This window comes from Gammaproteobacteria bacterium (assembly GCA_013214945.1).
Classification (GTDB): domain Bacteria; phylum Pseudomonadota; class Gammaproteobacteria; order Enterobacterales; family Psychrobiaceae; genus Psychrobium.
The window spans coordinates 1-22,338 of the sequence record JABSRT010000021.1; the positions used below are offsets into that span (position 1 = coordinate 1).

General features: G+C 41.2%; 17 protein-coding genes. 10 read left to right on the forward strand and 7 right to left on the reverse strand.

The window, feature by feature from the left end; translation table 11 throughout:
- Positions 1-2,440, reverse strand: a 2,440-nt coding sequence (gene rne / locus HRU23_15290) for a ribonuclease E (GenBank protein ID NRA55504.1), incomplete at its 3' end; no start/stop codon positions are given.
- Positions 2,441-3,261: 821 nt separating this feature from the next.
- Between rne and rluC the strand changes: the two genes are divergently transcribed.
- Together rluC and HRU23_15300 are read left to right on the forward strand one after the other, a co-directional pair.
- Positions 3,262-4,221: a 23S rRNA pseudouridine(955/2504/2580) synthase RluC gene (rluC, locus tag HRU23_15295; protein NRA55505.1), complete on the forward strand. Its 960-nt coding sequence runs from the start codon at positions 3,262-3,264 to the stop codon at positions 4,219-4,221.
- Positions 4,222-4,275: 54 nt separating this feature from the next.
- A complete protein-coding gene (locus HRU23_15300) occupies positions 4,276-4,923 on the forward strand; it encodes an HAD-IA family hydrolase (GenBank protein NRA55506.1) in 648 nt (215 codons plus the stop codon).
- Here the strand turns inward: HRU23_15300 and maf are convergent.
- On the reverse strand, positions 4,900-5,499 hold the full coding sequence (gene maf, locus HRU23_15305) for a septum formation inhibitor Maf (GenBank protein NRA55507.1): 600 nt from the start codon (positions 5,497-5,499) through the stop codon (positions 4,900-4,902). The two genes, HRU23_15300 and maf, sit on opposite strands and share 24 nt — an antisense overlap.
- Positions 5,500-5,644: 145 nt before the next feature.
- On the opposite strand from maf, the gene yceD reads away from it, so the two are divergent.
- From yceD to HRU23_15345, 8 genes are all read left to right on the forward strand, one after another.
- Complete coding sequence (yceD, locus tag HRU23_15310; GenBank protein ID NRA55508.1) at positions 5,645-6,166, forward strand: 23S rRNA accumulation protein YceD; 522 nt, start codon at positions 5,645-5,647, stop codon at positions 6,164-6,166.
- 21 nt (positions 6,167-6,187) lie between these two features.
- Entirely contained in the window at positions 6,188-6,358 is a 171-nt protein-coding gene (rpmF, locus tag HRU23_15315; protein NRA55509.1) for a 50S ribosomal protein L32, read from the forward strand.
- Between the two features lie 12 nt (positions 6,359-6,370).
- Positions 6,371-7,396 carry a phosphate acyltransferase PlsX gene (gene plsX, locus HRU23_15320; protein ID NRA55510.1) on the forward strand — a complete coding sequence of 342 codons (1,026 nt, stop codon included), beginning with the start codon at positions 6,371-6,373 and terminating at the stop codon, positions 7,394-7,396.
- Between the two features lie 172 nt (positions 7,397-7,568).
- On the forward strand, positions 7,569-8,495 hold the full coding sequence (gene fabD, locus HRU23_15325; GenBank protein ID NRA55511.1) for an ACP S-malonyltransferase: 927 nt from the start codon (positions 7,569-7,571) through the stop codon (positions 8,493-8,495).
- Between the two features lie 34 nt (positions 8,496-8,529).
- Positions 8,530-9,270, forward strand: coding sequence for a 3-oxoacyl-ACP reductase FabG (fabG, locus tag HRU23_15330; GenBank protein NRA55512.1), 741 nt, complete (start codon positions 8,530-8,532; stop codon positions 9,268-9,270).
- A gap of 196 nt (positions 9,271-9,466) precedes the next feature.
- A complete protein-coding gene (gene acpP, locus HRU23_15335) occupies positions 9,467-9,703 on the forward strand; it encodes an acyl carrier protein (GenBank protein ID NRA55513.1) in 237 nt (78 codons plus the stop codon).
- A 267-nt stretch (positions 9,704-9,970) separates the two neighbouring features.
- Entirely contained in the window at positions 9,971-11,215 is a 1,245-nt protein-coding gene (gene fabF / locus HRU23_15340) for a beta-ketoacyl-ACP synthase II (GenBank protein NRA55514.1), read from the forward strand.
- Positions 11,216-11,419: 204 nt separating this feature from the next.
- Positions 11,420-11,995 carry a DUF3047 domain-containing protein gene (locus HRU23_15345; GenBank protein ID NRA55515.1) on the forward strand — a complete coding sequence of 192 codons (576 nt, stop codon included), beginning with the start codon at positions 11,420-11,422 and terminating at the stop codon, positions 11,993-11,995.
- Positions 11,996-12,030: 35 nt separating this feature from the next.
- Here the strand turns inward: HRU23_15345 and HRU23_15350 are convergent, their stop codons facing one another.
- The 5 genes from HRU23_15350 to HRU23_15370 all read right to left on the reverse strand — a co-directional run bounded on the left by HRU23_15350 (position 12,031) and on the right by HRU23_15370 (position 22,083).
- On the reverse strand, positions 12,031-13,278 hold the full coding sequence (locus tag HRU23_15350) for a leucine-rich repeat domain-containing protein (protein ID NRA55516.1): 1,248 nt from the start codon (positions 13,276-13,278) through the stop codon (positions 12,031-12,033).
- A 317-nt stretch (positions 13,279-13,595) separates the two neighbouring features.
- Entirely contained in the window at positions 13,596-14,795 is a 1,200-nt protein-coding gene (locus HRU23_15355; protein ID NRA55517.1) for a trans-2-enoyl-CoA reductase family protein, read from the reverse strand.
- Positions 14,796-14,944: 149 nt separating this feature from the next.
- Positions 14,945-17,065 carry an EAL domain-containing protein gene (locus tag HRU23_15360; protein NRA55518.1) on the reverse strand — a complete coding sequence of 707 codons (2,121 nt, stop codon included), beginning with the start codon at positions 17,063-17,065 and terminating at the stop codon, positions 14,945-14,947.
- A 26-nt stretch (positions 17,066-17,091) separates the two neighbouring features.
- The gene (locus HRU23_15365; GenBank protein NRA55519.1) at positions 17,092-17,913 is read right to left on the reverse strand and encodes a protein-glutamate O-methyltransferase CheR; all 822 of its coding nucleotides are present in this window, start codon (positions 17,911-17,913) and stop codon (positions 17,092-17,094) included.
- 6 nt (positions 17,914-17,919) lie between these two features.
- Positions 17,920-22,083, reverse strand: coding sequence for a response regulator (locus tag HRU23_15370; GenBank protein ID NRA55520.1), 4,164 nt, complete (start codon positions 22,081-22,083; stop codon positions 17,920-17,922).
- Positions 22,084-22,338: the final 255 nt, after the last annotated feature.

Below are 22,338 nucleotides of genomic sequence, written 5' to 3' on the forward strand. Positions count from 1 at the left end.
CTGCTACTTCAACAGTTGCTTCAACTTCAGGTGCTGCTACTTCAACAGTTGCTTCAACTTCAGGTGCAGCGACTTCAACAGTTGCTTCAACTTCAGTAACTGGATACCTAGCTTCAACGGCTGCGGTTGGCTCATCACTGTTGCGTTCTTGACGTTGACGACGTTGACCTGAAGATCGTAGGTGACGTGGTGAACGACGATTGCGGCGACGGTTCTTTTGCTGTTGCTCATTACTGGCTTCAATCGAACTTTGCTCGGCAGAGATATCAGTTACCGGTTGTTCGGCATTTAATTCCTGCTCATTTGAGTTGAAAACAGCAGTTTCTTTAGTAGCTTCTTGCGACGTTTCATTTGTCGCCGAGTTATTAGTACGGACTTTACGGCGTAAGTTACGGCGTTGGCGGCGCTGAGCTACTTGCTCTTCTTGTGCTACTTGTGGTACTTCAGTGGTTTGTTGTTCAGTTTTTGGCTTGTTGCGCTGACGTTTAGGTTTGCTGGTTTGAACCTCTGAACTTATTGCTTGTTCAGCAGTTTCAATGTTCTCTGAGCTAACCTCTTCACGTGCTGTGCTGGTACCACGAGAGCGCTGCTGATTACGGCTACGATTACGGTTGCGGTTACGGTTTCTGTTTGGTGACGGTCTTGGCGTTGGCTCCTCAACGACTTCAGGCTTAACTTCAACAGGCTCTGATGCAAATAGTCCTTTAACAAAAGTGCTAAACTTTTTAAATAGTGTTTCAGACGGTGCTGTTACTGCAGTCGTCTGCACTGGAGCGACTGGAGTTACTGGAGGCGCTGTAGCTATCTCAGGTTGCTCTACATTAATAGGTGTATTAGCTTGGATTGGTGCTGACATCCCTTTTAAAATAGGCTCATTTTTACTAATTTCAGTTTTTAATAATCGTGACTCATAATTATTCTCTGAACTCGTCTCTTTAACCATCTCGTAGCTATTGGTTGCTAATTCGACGTCATTGCGATGTCTAATCACTTCAAAGTGAGGCGTTTCCATATTAATGTTCGGTACGATAATTACTCGTACATTATGGCGGTCCTCAATGACACCTAACGCTTTACGTTTTTCATTGAGTAAGTAAGCTGCAACATTAACTGGTACTTGTGCTTCAATGTGTCCAGTAGAATCCTTGATTGCTTCTTCTTCCATCAAGCGTAAAATTGACAGTGCAAGAGATTCGTTGCCACGAATAGTACCTTGGCCAACACAACGTGGACATACGTGAGTGCTGGACTCACCTAAGCTTGGACGGATCCGTTGACGTGACATTTCCATCAGGCCAAAACGAGAAATTCGGCCAACTTGAATTTTTGCTCGGTCAATTTTTAACGAATCACGCAGCTTGTTTTCGACATCGCGTTGATGGCGCACAGAAGACATATCGATATAATCAATAACGACTAATCCGCCTAAATCACGTAATCGTAGCTGTCGAGCAATCTCTACTGACGCTTCTAAATTGGTATTGAAAGCCGTATCTTCAATATCTGTGCCTTTAGTTGCACGGGCAGAGTTAATATCAATTGATGTTAATGCTTCGGTAGGATCGATAACAATAGAACCACCTGAAGGTAAACGCACTTCACGTTGAAAAGCTGATTCAATTTGCGTTTCGATTTGATAGTGAGTAAATAGTGGCACTTCACCTTGATAAAGCTTTAATCGATTAAGGTAGTCAGGACGAACTAATGCAACGTGTTCTCTGGCGCTTTCATACACACGAGGATGATCGATAAGAATTTCACCGATGTCACGACGTAAATAATCACGCATAGCTCGTACAATAACGTTACTTTCTTGATGAATTAGAAACGGAGCAGCACTTGACTCGGAAGCCTCTTTAATTGCTTGCCAATGATTGCCTAAGATATCAAGATCATACTGCAATTCTTCAACAGCTTTGCCGACGCCAGCAGTACGAACAATTAATCCCATGCCTTTTGGCAGAGTTAATGCAGACAGGGTTGCTTTTAATTGGGTGCGTTCATCACCTTCAATGCGACGTGAAATTCCGCCAGCTCGAGGGTTATTTGGCATTAATACAAGGTAACCACCAGCCAGGCTGATATAGGTCGTTAAAGCCGCGCCTTTATTGCCACGTTCTTCCTTGTCGATTTGCACGACAACTTCCTGACCTTCACGCAAAACATCTTTAATGCTTGGGCGACCTTGAAAGGTATAACCTGCAGGGAAATACTCTCGTGAAATTTCTTTTAGTGGTAAGAAACCATGACGATCAGCGCCATAGTCAACAAAGGCAGCCTCTAAGCTAGGTTCAACTCGGGTGATCTTACCCTTATAGATATTGGCTTTTGTTTGCTTGTGTCCTGGACTTTCGATATCAAGATCATACAGGTTTTGGCCGTCGACAAGGGCGACGCGCAACTCTTCCGATTGAGTTGCATTAATTAACATTCTTTTCATTTGGAAACTCTTATATTTGTGAGTTGCCAAAAGATCTAGTAATAACGCTCCGGTGCCATTGCAGGCCGTCTCTCGACGGGTATTGGCTAATAACAGACTAAATTGTGCCAAAATACGAGTTGTAATTGTATTAATAAATAATCTGTCGGCGCTTGAAGCGTTTGACGCTACTTATTAAATATCCATTAACAACAGCTGGTTACAGGCGTTTGCCGTGGTGCTGTTGAACAAGTAATGCTTTGCTAATTAATAAAAGTCGACTTCGTATTGCTTGTGGGGTCTGACTTTTACCGGACGAACATCGGTTCGTCACTTTTATCTGTTCGATTGAATATTGCCTCATCATCTCGACGGGCCAAATCGTATACCGGGCACAATTCTATTGATCTTCTATGCAACGGGTCAGTGTAATTCGTGTTTGTTGTCTTGTTGTGATAAATAACTGAAAATAAAGGCGAGCATTCTTTCCATTTCTCTTGATGAATGGAGTTTTATTTGTTTATTGCTAATGCTGTCTTTATAACATTCTACTTAAGGGCAATTGAATGCAAATAATAAAATCAGAGGCCATAGTGGGAACTTATTAACCATAGTGGACTTTCCAACGTGATGGCGTTCCACCTTACCTTATGAAATATAATTCATTCCGTGTTGGATAAAGGTATTAAACTATTTTTACTGATTTAAAAGTAGGTATTGCAACAAGAGTCAAGATTATCACATTAAACTCGTGAAACTGCTACTAAATATTTCGATGTAATCACATTATTTAGTCGTATTATCTTTGCCCGCTTGACGTTGGATAAGGTACAATTAAGACTATGACAACGATACCAGAACAAGTCGCGACTAAAGTGCAATTTGTCACAATTGATGACAATCATGCCGGTCAGCGCATCGACAATTTCTTAGTAACCCTGTTAAAAGGGGTTCCAAAAAGCCGGGTATACCGTATTTTGCGTAAAGGTGAAGTACGGGTTAATAAAAAACGGATTAAGCCTGTTTATAAATTACAAATTGATGATGTGGTACGGATACCACCAATCAAAATAGACGAAGAAAAACCACTGCCTAACCCTAAACTCGCCAAAATAGCGGCATTAGAATCGCACATAATCTTTGAAGATGATTATTTGCTTATTATGAACAAACCGTCTGGAATTGCAGTGCATGGCGGTAGCGGACTCAAATTTGGCCTGATCGAAGGGTTGCGAGCACTACGACCTGACGCTCGATTTTTGGAACTGGTTCACCGACTTGACCGAGATACCTCAGGTTGCATCATGGTGGCCAAAAAGCGCAGTACTTTACGCGCACTGCATCAACAATTGCGGGAAAAAACAGTCGAAAAAAATTACTTGGCTTTAGTCAAAGGGCAATGGGAAAAAACCGACAAAGCCATACACGCACCACTGCTTAAAAACACCTTAAAGTCTGGCGAACGTCTTGTTCGAGTGGATGAAGAGGGTAAAGAAAGTCATACCAAGTTTAAAATTATGCAACGGTTTGAAGACTGCACGTTAGTTCAAGCTAGCCCGGTCACAGGGCGAACCCATCAAATTAGGGTGCATACCCTTTATGCTGGGCACCCAATTGCATGTGATGATAAGTATGGCGATCAAGGATTTGATAAAGCGATGCAAAAAATAGGGCTAAATAGACTATTCTTACACTCATCAGTTTTACGTTTTACCCATCCAAACACTGAACAAGAAATGCGTTTTGAAGCGCCGATGGATGATTCGCTTAAACGAACTCTTGCAGCATTACGTAAAACCTAAAGCTACTTTGCCCTGCACACGTGGGGTGAGTATCACTTAATTGACGGATGTATCATGAAATATAAGTTAGTTATTTTCGATTGGGATGGCACGATTATGGACTCGGTGGGACGAATTGTCTCCTGTGTTAAAACGGTGCAGCAAGCGTCCGGCCTTGAATTATCATCGGAACAAGCCATTAAAGATATTATTGGCTTGAGCTTAGATAAGGCCTTATTAACCTTAACTCCAGATCTTAATTCGCAACAATTGGCGACAATGGTTGAGGCCTACCGGGTTGAGTATGTCGAAAACGATCTAACACCTACGCCAATATTTACCGCGTTTGAGTTTTTACTCATGGCATTACGTCAACAAGGTACCTTGATCGCTATTGCGACAGGCAAAGGGCGCAGTGGTTTAGATCGGGTGATTGCGCAAAGTGGCTTTGGCCATTATTTTTGCGATACGGTTTGCGCGACAGAGGCCAATTCTAAGCCTGACCCACAGATGATTGAATTATTATTAGCCAGATTAGGGATAGATCAAGACCAAGCCGTAATGATTGGCGACTCAAGTCTCGACATGGCTATGGCGCAACATGCTGGGGTTGATGCTATTGGCGTAACCTATGGTGCTCATACTCGACAATATTTAGCCCAACACCAACCTGTTGCTATTGTTGACCGACCTGAAGAGTTAGTCACGCATTTGGTGATCTAGTACATTAACGCCTTCATTGGCTAACATCTCGATCAGGCTGATAAGAGGAAGACCGACTAATGTATTGGGATCCTTGCCTTCAAGGCGAGAAAATAGCGCAATACCTAAGCCTTCACTCTTGAAACTACCAGCGCAATTAAAAGGTTGTTCATGATTAAGGTAGTTGGTGATCATGGTGTCAGATAGCTCACGAAAGTGTACATTAAATGGCTCAACGATCACTTGGTGGCTTTTTTTCGCATTGTTGAATAGGCAAAGGCCGGTATAAAAGGTTACAATTTTATTACTCGCTGCTGAGAGTTGAGCAAAAGCGTTATCGAAGTTATGTGGTTTACCAATAATTTTCCCATCGATGACGGCAACTTGGTCACCGCCAATGATTAATGCATTGGCACAGATATCAGTTGCAGCTTTAGCTTTAGCAATGGCTAGTCGTTGGACTAGCTGTTCGGCATTTTCTGCCGCTAAAGGTGTTTCATCGACTTGTGGTGCAACACAACGAAATGGCAGATTAATTTTCGCTAACAATTGTTGGCGATAAGGCGAGGTTGACGCCAAAATAAGTGATTTATTCATGATGCTAGCGATAGTTTCATAGTAGGATGCTTGTTAAGGTGAATTTTAAAATATGAATGAAGTGTATCACGTCATTGAAAAAAACCGCTAGTTTTAGCGATTACCCTTTGACTACTACACCCATGATCTATAAGATGCGCGTCCTATGCAACATGTAAAGATACCTTTGACGATAGATCCAAAAAGAGCGGCTAAGATGCATTCTGAATACTCCGGTATTTTAGAAAACAGCAGATTGCCACGATTAATGGAGACGTCCGCCGGATTCTGTAGCGACATACAGGTACAGTTTTCTTGTGACACTGACAGACAGGGCTTAGTGACTTTAATCGGTCATGCAAAAGGTGAGCTCACCCTGACTTGTCAGCGTTGTATGAGTGAATTTAACTTGCCTATGGCAGTTGAATTTAGTTTTACACCTGTGACTGCAAAGACGCAGGTCGAAGAGCTTCCGGAAGTTTATGAACCAGTTGATGTGGATGAACATGGATTTTTCAATATTAGTGAACTCATCGAAGATGAGCTGCTAGTATCGATACCATTTATTCCGATGCATGCTATTGAAGATTGTTCTGTTTCAGGACATGATACTGTAGTAGGTAAAATTGAAGACTTAGTTGATGAACGTCCAAACCCGTTTGCGGTGTTAAAAAATTTAAACAAATAAAGTTTATCAAGGAGACAGCCCATGGCCGTACAAAAAAGTAAGAAATCTCGTTCTAGACGTGGCATGCGTCGTTCTCACGATGCATTAACTGGTGCTCAGTTAAGCGTTGATGCAACGACTGGTGAAACTCATCGTCGTCACCACATCACTGACGACGGTTTTTACCGTGGTAAGAAAGTAATCGAGCTATAATAGGCGATTACTTTGTCTAATCTAACCTTAGCGTTAGATGCGATGGGGGGCGATTTCGGTCCCCAGATAACAGTGCCTGCATCTATGCAGGCACTGTTGCGTTACCCGCAGTTAAAAATTACCCTCTTTGGTGATAAACAACAAATTGAGCGTTATCTCACCCCCGAATTTAGCCAACATCCTCGTCTAACATTAGTGCATTGCGAGCAAGTGGTGACGATGAGTGATAAACCCCTAATAGCTATCCGTAAACGCCGCGACTCTTCAATGCGTAAAGCCATTGATATGGTGCAACAAGGTCAGGCTGATGCTTGCGTTAGCGCCGGTAATACCGGGGTGTTAATGGCCATGGCTAAGTTGATTTTAAAAACCTTGCCTGGCATTGATCGACCCGCGTTAGTTGCTTTACTGCCCAGTGTTAATAATAAACCTGTTTACATGCTTGATTTAGGCGCCAATGTTAGCTGTGATTCAGAAGCCTTGTTTCAATTTGCAGTGATGGGTTCTGTCCTGGCGAACACAGTTAATGCAATAAAATCCCCTCGAATCTCATTACTAAATATTGGTGAAGAAGACATCAAAGGTAACGATGTCGTACGGCAAACAGCCGATTTACTTAAAAACTCTTCAGTCATCAATTACCAAGGTTTTATCGAAGGGCATCAAATATTCGATGGTAATACTGATGTGATCGTTTGTGATGGTTTTGTCGGTAATATCAGTTTAAAAACCACCGAAGGCGTTGCCAACCTTATGCTTGAGCATATTAAGCAGTTGACCAATAAAAACTTTTTTACCCGCATTGTTGGTTTGCTCGTTAAGCCATTTCTAAAAAATGCCTTTTGTAAGATGAAACCCGACCAGTATAACGGTGCAAGTCTGTTAGGATTGCGCGCCATCGTGATTAAAAGCCATGGTAATGCTGACGAAAAGGCTTTTCTTAATGCAATAAAACAGGCAGTCATCGAAGTTGAACAGCAAGTACCCCAACGGATCCAAAGCCGTTTAGAGTCAGTGTTACTTGAGAAAACCTGCTAAAATTGAGTGCGTTCACTATTTATAGTACAAGCGGCCAATGAGCTATAAATAACGATTAATAGGTCTAAAGCCGGAAATTACTTTGTTATATCAATGCTCATAAGTTGTACATTAGCGATTTGTTAGTATTGCTATGATTTGATAATACGGTTAAAAATAAGGAATCTATTGTATGTCGCAACTCGCGATTGTTTTCCCTGGGCAGGGCTCTCAGGCGTTGGGAATGCTCAGTGATATTAGTGAGCAATATCCTCAAATTGAACAAACTTTTTCCCAAGCGTCGCAAGCGCTTGGTTATGATTTATGGCAACTGGTCCAGCATGGCACTGTTGAGCAGCTCAATAGTACCGATGTTACGCAGCCAGCATTATTGGCCGCCAGCGTGGCGTTATGGCGTGTTTGGCAAGATAATAACGGTAAGACACCAGCGTATTTAGCCGGTCATAGTTTGGGTGAATACTCAGCCTTGGTTTGTAGCGGTGCGATTGATTTTCAAGCGGCAATTAAACTCGTGCAGTTGCGCGGTCAATATATGCTGGAAGCTGTGCCAACAGGCACCGGTTCAATGGCAGCCATTATCGGCTTGGCCGATGATTTAATTGCCACAGCTTGTGAACAGGCTGCTCAAGGGCAGGTTGTGTCGCCAGTGAATTTTAATTCGCCAGGTCAAGTCGTGATTGCTGGCCATAAAGAAGCGGTTGAACGTGCATCAGTGTTATGTAAAGCAGCGGGAGCAAAACGGGCATTACCCTTGGCCGTTTCAGTACCCTCACACTGCTCATTGATGTTGCCTGCTGCTGAAAAATTAGCACAACAGCTGGCTAGCATTACGATCAACACGCCAATGATCCCTGTGATTAATAATGTTGATGTGATAGCTCAGACCGATCCTGACGCTATTCGACAAGCGTTAAAGCGTCAATTGTTTAGTCCAGTACGATGGACAGAGATTATTGAATTTATTGCCAAAACAGAGGTCGATACCTTAGTTGAGTTGGGACCAGGCAAAGTATTAAGTGGCTTAACCCGTCGTATTGATAAAACACTTACGGGTGTCGCAACCAATGATTTAGCTGGGCTTGAGAAAGCGCTAGCATAATAGCTGCCCGCGTCTCGGGCAGAAGGAGAATATAATGAGTTTTGATTTTTCAGGTAAAGTTGTCTTAATTACTGGCGCTAGTCGTGGTATTGGCCGCGCTATTGCTCAGGCTTTTATTGAGGGTGGCGCTACCGTCATTGGTACAGCAACAAGTGAACAAGGTGCTGAAAAAATTAGCCAATATTTAGGGCAGCAAGGTAAAGGACTGGTGCTTAATGTTACTAGTTCTGATTCAATCACCCAACTTTTTAGTGATATAAAAGAGGGCTGGGGCGGGGTTGATATTTTAGTTAATAATGCTGGGATTACTCGTGATAACTTAATGATGCGAATGAAAGACGACGAGTGGGACGATATTATAAGTACTAATTTAACGTCGGTTTTTCGTGTTTCAAAAGCAGTATTACGTTCGATGATGAAAAAGCGCAATGGGCGTATTATCAACATCGGATCGGTTGTTGGCACTATGGGTAATGCTGGGCAAGTAAATTATTCTGCAGCTAAATCTGGACTGTTAGGCTTAACAAAATCATTAGCGCGTGAGGTTGCTTCGCGTGGGATTACAGTTAATACTGTATCGCCTGGTTTTATTCAAACTGACATGACAGAAGAGCTTAACGATGAACAAAAACAAGGTATCTTGTCTCAAGTTCCTGCTAAGCGTTTAGGTAAGCCTGAAGAAATTGCCGCTGCAGTCACTTTTCTAGCCTCTGATATGGCGGCCTACATCAATGGTGAAACCTTGCATGTAAATGGCGGAATGTATATGGTTTAACTTCTGTTGTTGATACTCGTTAGTTTTATTGTTGACCTAAGTTGAAAATAGTAGTAAATGTAAACAAATGTAGGGTAACGTCGGTTAAAAGGCGTTATAATTGTGGTTCGACCAGCTGTTCAGCAGTTGATTTGTCTGGTTAAACCTCTAAAATACCCATTAATTTTAGATAGCTGTAATAAACAGGAAAAATATAATCATGAGCATCGAAGAACGCGTAAAGAAAATTGTTATCGAACAACTAGGTGTTAAAGAAGAAGAAGTAGTAAATACTGCATCATTCGTTGACGATCTAGGTGCTGATTCGCTAGATACAGTAGAGCTAGTAATGGCGTTAGAAGAAGAATTTGATACTGAAATTCCAGATGAAGAAGCTGAAAAAATCACTACTGTTCAAGCAGCTATTGATTACGTAAACAGCGCACAGGGTTAATTTAAACCCTAGTGAAAAGGCGGCGCAAGCCGCCTTTTTTGTTTATAGTGGTACAATAATACCAATACCGATAACTAATTGATCATTATTAGTGGTTAAAAAAATGATAACCGCGTTATTTATATTCTGTTTAGAATCACTAAACAAATGCTCTTTCATTCTTTTTTTCCTCACGAATAAACTGACCGCTGAATTACCGGGTGTGGTATATAATTTGTTATGCGTATTGCGCCACCAATAAATATTGCAAGAAATTGAAGGTGAATAATGACTAAACGTCGTATCGTAGTTACTGGTATGGGAATGCTATCACCAGTAGGCAACACAGTTGAACAAAGCTGGGACAGTATTAAATTAGGTCAAAGTGGTATTGCTAACATTACCGCATTTGATACCAGCGCATTCGGAACTCACTTTGCAGGTGAAGTTAAAGGCCTTGATACCCAGTTGTATCTGACCAAGAAAGATGCGCGTCGAATGGATAAATTTATCCAATTTGGTTTAATAGCTGGTATTCAAGCGTTTGACGATTGTGGGATTGACGTCACAGAGGCGAACGCTAGCCGGATTGGGGTAGCGATTGGTTCTGGTATGGGCGGATTAGGATTAATAGAATCTACTCACAACGAAATGGAAAAGTCAGGTCCGCGCAAAATCTCGCCATTTTTTGTACCTGGCACAATCATCAATATGATTTCTGGTAACCTGTCGATTAAATATGGACTACAAGGTCCAAATATTGCGATTACGACAGCTTGCACAACGGGCGTTCATAATATTGGTCATGCTGCACGCATGATAGCCTATGGTGACGCTGATGTGATGATTGCTGGCGGCGCTGAGGCAGCGACAACACAATTAGGCTTGGGTGGTTTTAGTGCCGCTAAAGCGTTATCAACCAACAATGACAATCCACAACAAGCCTCTCGTCCTTGGGACAAAGACCGTGATGGTTTTGTAATGGGTGAGGGTGCTGGTGTGATGGTGCTTGAAGAATACGAGCACGCTAAAGCACGTGGTGCCAAAATCTATGCTGAACTGACTGGGTTTGGCATGAGCGGTGACGCTCATCATATGACCTCACCACCAAGTGATGGTGCAGGAGCTGCTGCTGCTATGGTTAATGCGATTAATGATGCTGGTATTTCGCGTGAAGCAATTGGTTACATTAACGCGCATGGCACGTCAACAAATGCCGGAGATCGTGCTGAAACTGCCGCGGTTAAAGCCGTATTTGGTCCACATGCATATAACTTAGCTGTCAGCTCAACTAAGTCAATGACCGGGCATTTACTCGGTGCAGCAGGCTCAGTTGAAGCGATATTCACCGTGTTGGCCTTGCAAGAACAAATATTACCACCAACCATTAATCTTGATAATCCAGATGTTGATTGCGATCTTGATTATGTGAGTGATGGTGCTCGCTCAAAAACATTTGAGCATGCGCTGTGCAACTCGTTTGGTTTTGGTGGCACTAATGGTTCATTGTTATTTAGTAAAATCAGTGACTAATTAGTATTCGCTGCACTTATTTTGCATGTATAGCGAGATATAGCTGCCTTACTTGGTGATAAGCTTATTGAAATAATCTTTTTATTAGGTGATTATTTCATTGCATAACACAAGAAGGCAGCTCACATGAATCAACTAACCTACCGCCGTTACATTTTATCTTTTCTATTAGTTTTCTCCCTAGCAACTCATGCTAACACCTTACTGATTGATGATTTTTCAGCGCCAGATTTATCGTTGTGGCAAACCAAAGAATTTAAAGGACAAACTCAATATAAGCTTATTACACTCGATGGTAACTCGGTGCTCCAAGCTCAAAGTGTTGCTGCTGCGTCTGGTTTATATAAAAAGTTAACGTTTGACTTGAGCAAGACACCTTATTTAAATTGGCGCTGGCGAATTGAAAATAAACTTGGCACGCGCAATGAAATGGAAAAGTCGGGCGATGACTACGCTGCACGGATTTATGTGGTTGTTTCGACCGGGTTCTTTTTTTGGCAAACTAAAGCGCTTAACTATGCGTGGTCAAGTCAGGAGAGCCCACAGGCTAGCTGGCCAAATGCCTTTGCGCCGAACAATGCCTTAATGATCCCGATTAGAACCAAACGCGATCAGATTGCTACTTGGTACGTAGAGAAACGTAATGTTCACCATGAATTAAGTCAGTGGTTAGGTAATAATAAGTTCTCAGTTACTGGCTTGGCAATTATGACCGACACCGATAACAGTAAGGGCCAAGCGACTGCTTACTATGACGATATCTATTTTAGCAGTGAGTGACCTCTTAATATGTCATCATCAATTATTAATCTGGTTTAATTGCTGCAAGTTCCAATTTGAACGATTTGCTCGCCAATAATTGCCGTTAAGTTCGCTAAATCAGTACAGAAAATGGCTTCATTTTGTTGTAAATTCAGTGCTGATAAATTAGTTAAAGCCAAAAGAGGACTAATATCCCCAAGCTGATTATTAAACAAATTTAGGCTATTGAGCGTCACTAAATTTGCTACTGCACTAATATTATCTAGTTGATTACCTCCAAGATTAAGATCCGTTAATGATGTTAGATCACCTACTGGGCTAATATCAGTAATTTGGTTACTAGACAAATCCAGTGCTAATAATGATATTAATCCGCGAAGTTCCGTGACATCAGCTAGTTGATTCATCGATAAGTTTAAATTCGTTAGGCCGGTTAAATTTGATAAATCAGTTAGGTTAGTAATGTGATTGTCGGTTAATGATAAGAATGTTAATTCGCTGTGATTGCTGATTGCTTCAACATTTTGTATTTTGTTATGTTCTAGCACCAGTAAATTCAAACTCGATAATTGGGCTAACGCGCTAATATCGACAATTTCATTATCGTCTAACACTAAGATGGTCAAATTGGTTAAATTGGAAAGTGCACTGATATTGCTAATTTTATTTTGAGACAACACTAATGCTGTTAGCATTTCTAAATTAGCGAGCGGACTTAAATCAATGATCTCATTTTTTAATAGCCCAATTCCAATTAACGATGTTAAATTTTCGAGCCCATTTAAGCTTGTTATCTCGCGAGAATTACAATTAAGATGACTAAATTGTTCGACTTCTAGCCATTGGTTTTGGGTCACTGTTTCTGTGATACATTGGGCCAAGTATGGATCCGCAATAGCTATTTCACTCACTAGTAAGTTAGGTATGACCGTAATATTTACCGTGTCGATACTTGTAGTGCCAGTATTATCTGTTACAGAAAACTCAAAGGTAAGTAGCTGAGGGCCATCTTCCGCGGTAATAGACGGGGATGAAAAGCTGGCGTTAGCCTGATTGGCATCAATAATAGAGACGTCAATTCCCGATACCTGTTGCCATTGATAATGCTCTATACTGCCATCGTTATCGATGCCACTGCCAGAAAGATCAAATGAAATATTTTCATCAATCGTTTGATCTAGTCCTGCATTGACTAAAGGGGGAGAGTTTTGTCGTGATTGACTTTCATCGCCACCGCCACCGCCACCACACCCAACGAGAACAACCAGAAAAATAAGGTTTAAAATGACATATTTCACCATGGTATATCTCCATATAATCCATCTGCTTTATTAGTACTTTATATTTTTCAAGGAGTTTTGCTAAAGCCATAACGTCATTTGTGGCAACGTAAAATTTAAGATTAACGCTGATTCAAATATAATGCGGCTTATCCCTTGCTCACTCCATAATTATAGTAAAGGAATTGATATTGGGTCTTTATCTTGAGTTAGGGGGTTGGTATTCGTGGCTGAATAGTTGATTGGATGGCGTAAAGGGCAGGTTAGTAAAATTGAAAGCTAGCGATAAAAAAACCAGCCTAGGGCTGGTTTTATCTCAGGAATCAACGTTAACGATATTAAATATCGATGACATCAAAATCAACAAAGGTATTTACTTCAGCGTCATAATCAACACCTGCTACTTCAAAGCCGAAAAGCTGTAAAAATTCCTTTTTATACCCCTGATAATCGGTTAAATCAAATAGATTTTCAGTGGTTATTTTTTCCCAAATTTGGAGACATTCTTGCTGTACATCGTCACGTAATTCCCAGTCATCTAAGCGAAAACGATTTTTATCATCGGTACTAACGTCGGTTTGTTCGGTAAATAGTTTAGTACTAAACAGACGATAAACTTGATCCATACAGCCTTCATGAATGCCTTTTTCCTTCATGACCTTAAAGGCCATTGAAATATATAATGGCATCACAGGAATGGCAGAACTTGCTTGTGTAACGACACTTTTTAGCACGGCAACATTCGCTTGGCCGCCAGTCGTTGCTAAGGTATTGTTGATCGCACTTGCCGCGCGGTCTAAATCTTCTTTGGCTTTGCCTAATGCGCCTTCCCAATAGATCGGCCAGGTTAACTCGGTGCCAATGTAGCTATAGGCAACAGATTTACAACCATCAGCCAAAACACCCGCGTCGTTAAGGGCATTCATCCATAATTCCCAATCTTGTCCACCCATTACCACGGTAGTATCAGCAATTTCTTGCTCAGTTGCTGGCTCTACTGAGGTTTCAATAATTTTATCTTTATTGGTATCGATAGCTGTCGAGGTATAAGTTTGTCCGATAGGTTTCAAACATGAACGCACCACTTCACCAGTATCTGGTAACTTGCGCACTGGCGAGGCCAAAGAGTAAACAACTAAATCAATTTTACCTAGATCTTGTTTGATTGTTTCGATAACTTTGTCTTTAGCTGCATGTGAAAAGGCATCGCCATTAAAACTTTTAGCATAAAGACCAGCTTCATGGGCGGCTTTATCAAAAGCTGCAGCATTATAATAACCAGCTGTTCCAGTTTTACGCTCGGTCGGGGCCTTTTCAAAAAACACACCGATGGTTGCGGCGCCGGCACCAAATGCAGCGCTGATGCGAGAAGGCATACCATAACCACTTGATGAGCCGATAACCAAGACATTTTTAGGGCCGTTGGTTAATTTTGGTTGCGCTTGTGTAAAAGAAATTTGCTGTGCGATATTACTACTACACCCAGTCGGGTGAGTTGTCGTACAAATAAAACCACGAATTTTAGGTTTGATAATCATAAAGTTACTCTTTATTTTGTCTTTTTTACATAATGTTGCCTATTATACAACAATTATTGGATATGCCTGATCTGATTAGTTGTAAATTATTGTCAGAGTTACATAATGACGAAAACTTGCGCCCTCAACAAGCGTGTATATTAGATAAATTAAATCACTAGGATTTTGCGTTTATCTATCCACTCTTCTAGAGCTAGGGCATCGATTGGTTTGGCAAATAGGTAACCTTGCAGGTAATCACAATTACTATTGATCAGATACTGCCGTTGCTGTTCCGTTTCTACCCCTTCTGCGGTAGCGGTCAGGTTTAAGCTGTGTGCTAAATTGATGGTCGCCGTGACAATGGACTCATCGTTTTTATCTTTGCCAATACCATTGACAAAATATTGATCAATTTTTAAATTATTGACGGGTAACTTCGATAAATAGGTTAAAGAGCTATAACCCGTTCCAAAGTCATCAATGGCAATATTTACCCCTAATGCTTGTAATTTATTTAAGACTTTTATCGCATTTTCGATGTCATTCATCATGGTGTATTCAGTGACTTCTAACTCTAAACACTCTGCAGCAAGGCCGCTCGCCTCTAGTACTGATTCTATCGTGGGTACCAGCTGGCCATTACTAATTTGTTTTACTGAAATATTGACCGCCACCTTAATGTTAGGACTCACAATGCCTTGATCTATCCATAATTTTGTTTGGTGGCAGGCCATATTGAGCATTTGTTTGCCCAGTTCAATCACTAGCCCGGTATCTTCAACCAATTCAATAAATTCGCCCGGATAAAGCAAGCCACGAGTTGGGTGCTGCCAGCGCGCTAAAGCTTCATACCCTGTTAGCTCATTATGAATATCAATTTTTGGCTGATAGTGGCAAATAAATTGTTTTTCTTTAAGCGCTTTTATTAATTCTTTTTCCAGTAAATCTTTAGCTAATACACGTTCTTGCATTTCAGCTGAAAAGAATTGAAAAGAATTTCGTCCAGCCCCTTTAGCGTGATACATCGCGGTATCTGCCGCTTTGATAAGTTCTTGAATATCATCGCTACCTTCGGGATAAGTCGCGATACCGATACTCGCTCCGATAGTGATAGAATGGCCATCTAACTGATGTGGCACCTCAAAAGATTGCAGGATTTTTTTAGCAACTTTACCGGCATCGTCAGAAATTCTAATTAAGGGCAAGATAACCCCAAATTCATCGCCACCAAGGCGCGCAACCAAGTCACCTTGGCGCAAACACTGCTGTAAACGCACTGATACTGATTGCAGTAATTTATCGCCGATATCATGGCCTAATGTATCGTTAACCCGTTTAAAGTCATCCATATCAAGTAACATTAGCGCTAAACTTTTGCTATCTCTGAAGCGTTCTTGCAATGAGCAACGCAAAAACTCATGAAACAACGAACGGTTTGGCAACTGAGTTAGTGAGTCTTCCTGAGCTAAACGGACTAACTCATTCTCAGTCCACTTACGCTCAGTAATATCTTGGAACGAAAATACCCCGCCGGGGTTTAATTCCCCTTTATAACTGGCCGTTGAATATTCGATTGGGAAAATTGAACCATCTTGACGACGAAATAAATTGGTTGAATTACGATACTTAGCTTGGCTTGTGAGTGCTTTATAAATAGGGGTATCTTCCCACGTCATCAGGTTGTCATCGCCTTCAAAGTGAAAATAATTGAGTAACTGAGAGCCGATCAGTTCATTGACATTGTAGTGCAATAAATCACTGGCGGTCGGATTGGCCCATTCGATTATGCCTTGGGTATTAATGGCCAAGATGCCTTCACTGACACAGTCGAGCACGGTTTGGTTTTGCGCTGCCATTTTTTTATTGCTGAGAATGGCACTTTCAAGCTTCAATCGTTGGTTTTCTAATTCAAGAAACACTTTGACTTTACTGACTAAAATATCGGGAGAAATAGGTTTAAATAGATAATCAACAGCCCCTGATTCATACCCCTGTTCAACAAACTGGCGCTCTTTCGATATGGCGGTCACAAAAATAACCGGCACATTTTTAGTGCTGTCATAATCTCGCATCAGGCTAACGGCTTCAAATCCGTCCATGCCTGGCATTTGAACATCCATTAGAATTAACGCAAACTTTTCTCTTAGTACCTGTGATAATGCGGCTTCACCAGACGTTGCACGAAACAACGTCGCATTGAGAGGCTTTAAAGTTTGTTCCAGAGCAAACAAATTTTCTGGCCTGTCATCAACTAATAAAATTTTAGGTCTACTGAGTTGTTCTATCATTTTACTACATCCGTATAGTGGTGATACTAATCACATTTTCGATATATGCGTTCTTGCTCAGCAATAGTATTAAAGCGAGATCTTACTAAAGAGTGTGTTATTGATTCATGCGAACCCAAACACATAAATCCAAGAGGCATTAAACTGTCATAAAATAGTGAAAACACTTTGTTTTGTAAGGTGTTATTAAAGTAGATCAACACGTTACGGCATAAAATTAGATTAAACTGGCCAAATACCTGATCGACGGCCAAATTATGTTTAGCAAACACAATATTATTAGACAAGCTTGGGATCATTTTTACGCCTTTTTTATGGGCTACATAATAATCTGAAAATGAGGATTTACCCCCAGCCTTATAATAAAATTCGGTATAACGCTGCATTTTTTGCATTGAAAAAACCCCTGATTTTGCTTGTTCTAAAACGGCGTCGTTAAAATCGGTCGCGTATATCTTGCAGTTATCATATAAACCCTCCTCTTTAAATATAATGGCCAATGAGTAAACCTCTTCGCCCGACGCGCATCCTGCATGCCAAATATTAATGCTCGGATAGGTTCTTAAAACCGGAATTATTTTTTCACGCAAGGTTAAAAAAAAATTCGGATCTCTGAACATATCAGTCACAGGTACTGAAATAGTATTAAGCAAATTCTCAAACTCTTGCTCATTATGTAAAATATCAGGCAACATTTGAGACAAGTACTGATAGCCTAATTTATCACAATGGTACTTAACCCGCCGTTGCAATGAATTACTGGCATAATTGTTGAAATCATGGCCATAACGTTGGTTTATTGCCCGTAATAATAAATTAAACTCTATTGTTTCTGTGTTAGTTAGCATCAGTGTTTATGCAATTTCCTGATAAAGCCACACTCTCATCATCGCGACTAATTTATCGATATCAACGGGTTTGGTGAGGTAATCACTGGCACCGGCTTCAACACACTTGCGGCGGTCTTCCTGCATTGCTTTTGCTGTAAGCGCAATGATCGGTAAATTTTTATATTGAGGCTGTTGCCTAATTCGCCTCATGGCTTCATGCCCATCCATCACAGGCATCATAATATCCATTAAAACGATATCGATTTTTTCGGCTTGCTCTAATTGCTCCAGAGCCATCTGACCATTATCGGCTAAAGTAACATTCATGCCTTGCTTTTTAAGCACCTTTGACAGGGCGAAGGTATTGCGTAAATCATCATCGACCAGCAAGACATTGCAACCTTCAATTGAGACATAACTCGCCTGTTCATGTGACGCATCAGACAGCTCAACATCGTTGGGTAGCTGTGAAGGGGTGATTGTATTGCCCATTGGTTGGGCATTGATATCGGATTGCGCCGTCAGTCCTGGCCAATCAGATTCAGGCGTTGAGGCAAGTTGTGCGCTTTTAAAATGAGACATGTTTAAATCAAGGTTTGATAAAAAATGGCTATCGACTGAGGTTAAAAATAATTCAACCTCATCTTGCAATCGAACCGCCGAGCTCGCGCCATTGATAATGACATGGCATTGATAGTGCTCTAACCATGCTCGTTGCTCATTGCTTGGTTCCTGCTCTAAGCAGAGAATAATTTGAATCTCGATATCGCTATTTAATCGATAGTAATCATCAAACCACTGCTGGGTATCTGGTTTGATCATGGTTAAATTAATAATTATGCCACTAATAGCCAGAGGATTGTTGCCTAATCGATGAGACAGCTCATCAAGCGAATCTACTTTTATTATTTCAGCGACCTCGAGATCGAGGAAAGACAAATCAACCGCTGATTGATCATTAAGCTCCGAATAGACCGCAATTTGCAATTTAACTGATGGATCACTCGCTAACTGAGGATCAACGCGTAGTTGTGACAATATATGCTCGATCTGGTTTTTTTCTAGCGGCTTTTGATGGAAACTATTGGCGCCTCTTTCCGATATTTCACGCGACTTTACTTGCCCTGAAATCACATGAACTGGGATGTTACGAGTCTCAGGGTTATTTTTAAGACTATCAAGAATATTAATGCCAGACATATCTGGTAAGCCAAGATCTAAAATTACCCCGCAAGGATTATAAGTATTAACCAATTCAATGCCTTGCAATCCATTGTTAGCAACGGCCGGTTTAAAGCCTGACTTGGCCGCCAGTTTTGCTAAGATTGCTGAAAATGCGGGATCATCTTCAATAATCACAATAACATCATCACCAACGGCTATTTCATTAGGAGCAATACCAGCAACCTGCACCAGACCATCGTTGCTGCTCTGATTAACTTGCTGGGTACTCATTATGTTCAGTGAGCTTGCAGGTGGTGCAATAAATCTGGCAGGTGCAATGGTTGGCTGGTAAATATCATTGCTTAGTTCACCTTCGACCAGCGGTAATAATAACGTGAAAGTACTACCACGGTTTTCTTCACTCTCGATGACCAGTTCACCACAGAGTAATTCGGTGAGGCGCCGCGAAATTGTCAATCCTAATCCGGTGCCGCCATATTTTCTATTGGTTGAACCGTCGGCTTGCTGGAACGACTCGAAAATAGATTCTTGCTTCTCTTTACTAATGCCAATACCTGAATCTATTACCGCAATTGCCAGCACTTTACTGCCAGCTTCTGCGCCAATCAGCTCGTAATTGTCAGTCACGTAAGCATGTAATTTAACCGAGCCGCTATCGGTAAACTTCAATGCATTAGATAATAAATTTTTGAGAATTTGCTGAGTCTTCTGAATATCTAACACAATTGCTGTTGGAATATTTTGGTCAAGTTCGATTGAAAATCCGAGACTCTTTTCATTGGCCACTGGATTGAACTGACCTAACAACTCATTAGTAATTTCAGCTAATTGCAAAGACTCGACACAAACTTCCATTTTACCGGCTTCAATCTTTGACAGATCTAAAATGTCATTGATTAATGAGAGCAGCTCTTTACCGCTGTTGTGAATTACTTTGGCCGACTCAACTTGATCCGCATCTAAATTCTTTTCATCGTTATCGGATAATATTCGCGACAAAATAAGCATCGAATTAAGCGGAGTTCGCAATTCGTGTGACATATTGGCCAAAAACTCAGACTTATAGCGACTAGAAGCCTCAAGCTGTTCGGCTTTTTCTTGCAGTTCCTGACGCGCACTTTCAATCACTATATTCTTGGCTTTAACCGCCGTATTTTGTTTTTCAAGCGACTCCGTTTTTTGCTCTAAGGCTGAATTAATATTGTGGACTTCTTGTGATTGTTCTTCGAGTTCTTTTTGTGATTGTGCTAACTGACTCGAACGTTGTTCAACCTCATCATTAATCGCCCGCAGTTCTTCTTCGCGAACTTGCAACTCTTCCATTTGCTGTTGCGATTGGTCTAGTAGTGTTTGCAATCTGTTGTGCGACTCGGCTATGCCCAGTGCCGTGGCAACCGATTCGCAAGTCGAGTTTAATAAGTCATAAGTTTGGGGATGCATCTCCGTTAACCAACCAAGTTCCAATACTGCAATGACTTGATCTTCTTTCATGATTGGATAAATTAACAAGGTTCGAGGTTGAATTTCGCCCATGCTTGAGCTAATCGACACATAATCTTCGGGCAATTCAGTTAACACATTCGATTTTTTCGATTGGGCAACCTGACCAATTAGGCCATCACCAAGCTCAATAATTTGGTTGCCAAAGTGAGGCACAAAAGCATAACCACCAATGAGCTCCAATTCTTGATTTTTGAAAATATACAATGAACCAACTTTGGCATTAAGATGATTGGAGAAAAATGCCACGATATTATCGGCCAAATCGGTGCTGATCTGATTGCCACGCATGGTTTGAGACAAGCTTTCGATACCATCTTGCAGCCAACGCTTCGACTCTTTGTCCTTAAAAGATTGGCGAATATGGTTTGACATTTCATTGATCGACGACGCCAATTGGCCTATTTCATCGGTTGAACTAATCTCAAGGTGCTGGTCTAGGTCACCGGCGGTAATCGCATTAGTGGTTTTTACCATGTTAATAATAGGGCGGGTGACGCGTCGCGAAATAAAGAAAGCGATCAATAACGACGGCACAAAAATAGCTAATGCAATCAATAAAACATAAATACGGCGATCGCTAATGTCTTTAAACGCTTCGGCTTTATCTATTTTTACCACCATGCCTAAATTATATTTAGGCAAATAGCGCCACGCGGCAATAATTGGAACATTGCGGTAATCAATCGACAAGCCCATGCCATTAATGCCTTGCACGGCTTCTTGAATCGGAATGCCACTGTTTGAATTTATGTTAACGCGGACTTGATTTGGCGCCGAAGCATTAAATCGTAACGGTGAAATAAACACCGCTTTATTACCATCTAATTTGGCTAACACGGTTTCACCCGTCGCCTGCAAGGCGGTGAAGTCTCGCATAATGTCATATAATATCTTCGGGGTCAGTTGCAGTGCAATTGCGCCTTTAATGACATTGTCGATATATATTGGCGCAGCGATAAAGGCCGAAAATGTGTTGTTATCACCAGCGTAATGGGTGAATTTTGAATGAGTTGGTTTTTGGCTTTTTAATACCTGCTGTACCACATTGGCCAATTGTGTCCGGTTATAGCGACCGCTAATTAGGTTAGTATCGCTATCTTGGCGCCGAGTTACGGAATACACCAAGTCCCCGTTAGCGGCAATAATATGGACATTTTTAAGTTTACCCGACTGTTGGTAATAGCTTAAAAATGGCATTAGCTTTTTGATCGCGTCGTGATAGGCCTCACTCTTGTTCGGCAAATTAAACTGACTAACCAGCAGCGGTAAAGACTCTATAATTTGTGGTGTTTTACTCAGCAGGTTGGCCCGTGCCAGTTGTGCATCAAACTGTTTGTCAATGAGGTTTATTTTTTGGCTTAAGATCGAATCAAGAGAGTCCATGCTATAAGTGGCTTGTGAGTTCTCTGCTGAGCTAATGGATAGGTATTCGGTGACCAACAGGGGGATCAAAGCGACAGAAACCAGGACAATTAATAATTTATCTTGAATTCGTTTCATACTACAATTTCCTTTTGAAAAGTATGATTATTATTAAGATGGTCTCGCTACTACATAAAATTAGTGATCATTAATCGCCACAAGTTTTTAAGCGCTGCACGAGAGTAAATATCCATTTACCATCATTTATTACTAGGTCGATCCAATTTGATAGTATTTTATAGCGACTAAATTTCAACATAACACAAATTCTCAGCAGTGTAACCTCAGCACCTAAAAGTTTTTATTGGCGATATTCGTGTCATCTGTTGCGGT

Coding starts and splice junctions, on each gene's coding strand:
- HRU23_15300 (NRA55506.1), top strand. CDS start 4,276: ATGAAATATAAGTTAGTTATTTTCGATTGGGATGGCACGATTATGGAC.
- HRU23_15350 (NRA55516.1), bottom strand. CDS start 13,278: ATGGTGAAATATGTCATTTTAAACCTTATTTTTCTGGTTGTTCTCGTT.
- HRU23_15360 (NRA55518.1), bottom strand. CDS start 17,065: ATGATAGAACAACTCAGTAGACCTAAAATTTTATTAGTTGATGACAGG.
- fabF (NRA55514.1), top strand. CDS start 9,971: ATGACTAAACGTCGTATCGTAGTTACTGGTATGGGAATGCTATCACCA.
- rpmF (NRA55509.1), top strand. CDS start 6,188: ATGGCCGTACAAAAAAGTAAGAAATCTCGTTCTAGACGTGGCATGCGT.
- maf (NRA55507.1), bottom strand. CDS start 5,499: ATGAATAAATCACTTATTTTGGCGTCAACCTCGCCTTATCGCCAACAA.
- rluC (NRA55505.1), top strand. CDS start 3,262: ATGACAACGATACCAGAACAAGTCGCGACTAAAGTGCAATTTGTCACA.
- yceD (NRA55508.1), top strand. CDS start 5,645: ATGCAACATGTAAAGATACCTTTGACGATAGATCCAAAAAGAGCGGCT.
- fabG (NRA55512.1), top strand. CDS start 8,530: ATGAGTTTTGATTTTTCAGGTAAAGTTGTCTTAATTACTGGCGCTAGT.
- fabD (NRA55511.1), top strand. CDS start 7,569: ATGTCGCAACTCGCGATTGTTTTCCCTGGGCAGGGCTCTCAGGCGTTG.
- HRU23_15365 (NRA55519.1), bottom strand. CDS start 17,913: ATGCTAACTAACACAGAAACAATAGAGTTTAATTTATTATTACGGGCA.
- HRU23_15370 (NRA55520.1), bottom strand. CDS start 22,083: ATGAAACGAATTCAAGATAAATTATTAATTGTCCTGGTTTCTGTCGCT.
- HRU23_15355 (NRA55517.1), bottom strand. CDS start 14,795: ATGATTATCAAACCTAAAATTCGTGGTTTTATTTGTACGACAACTCAC.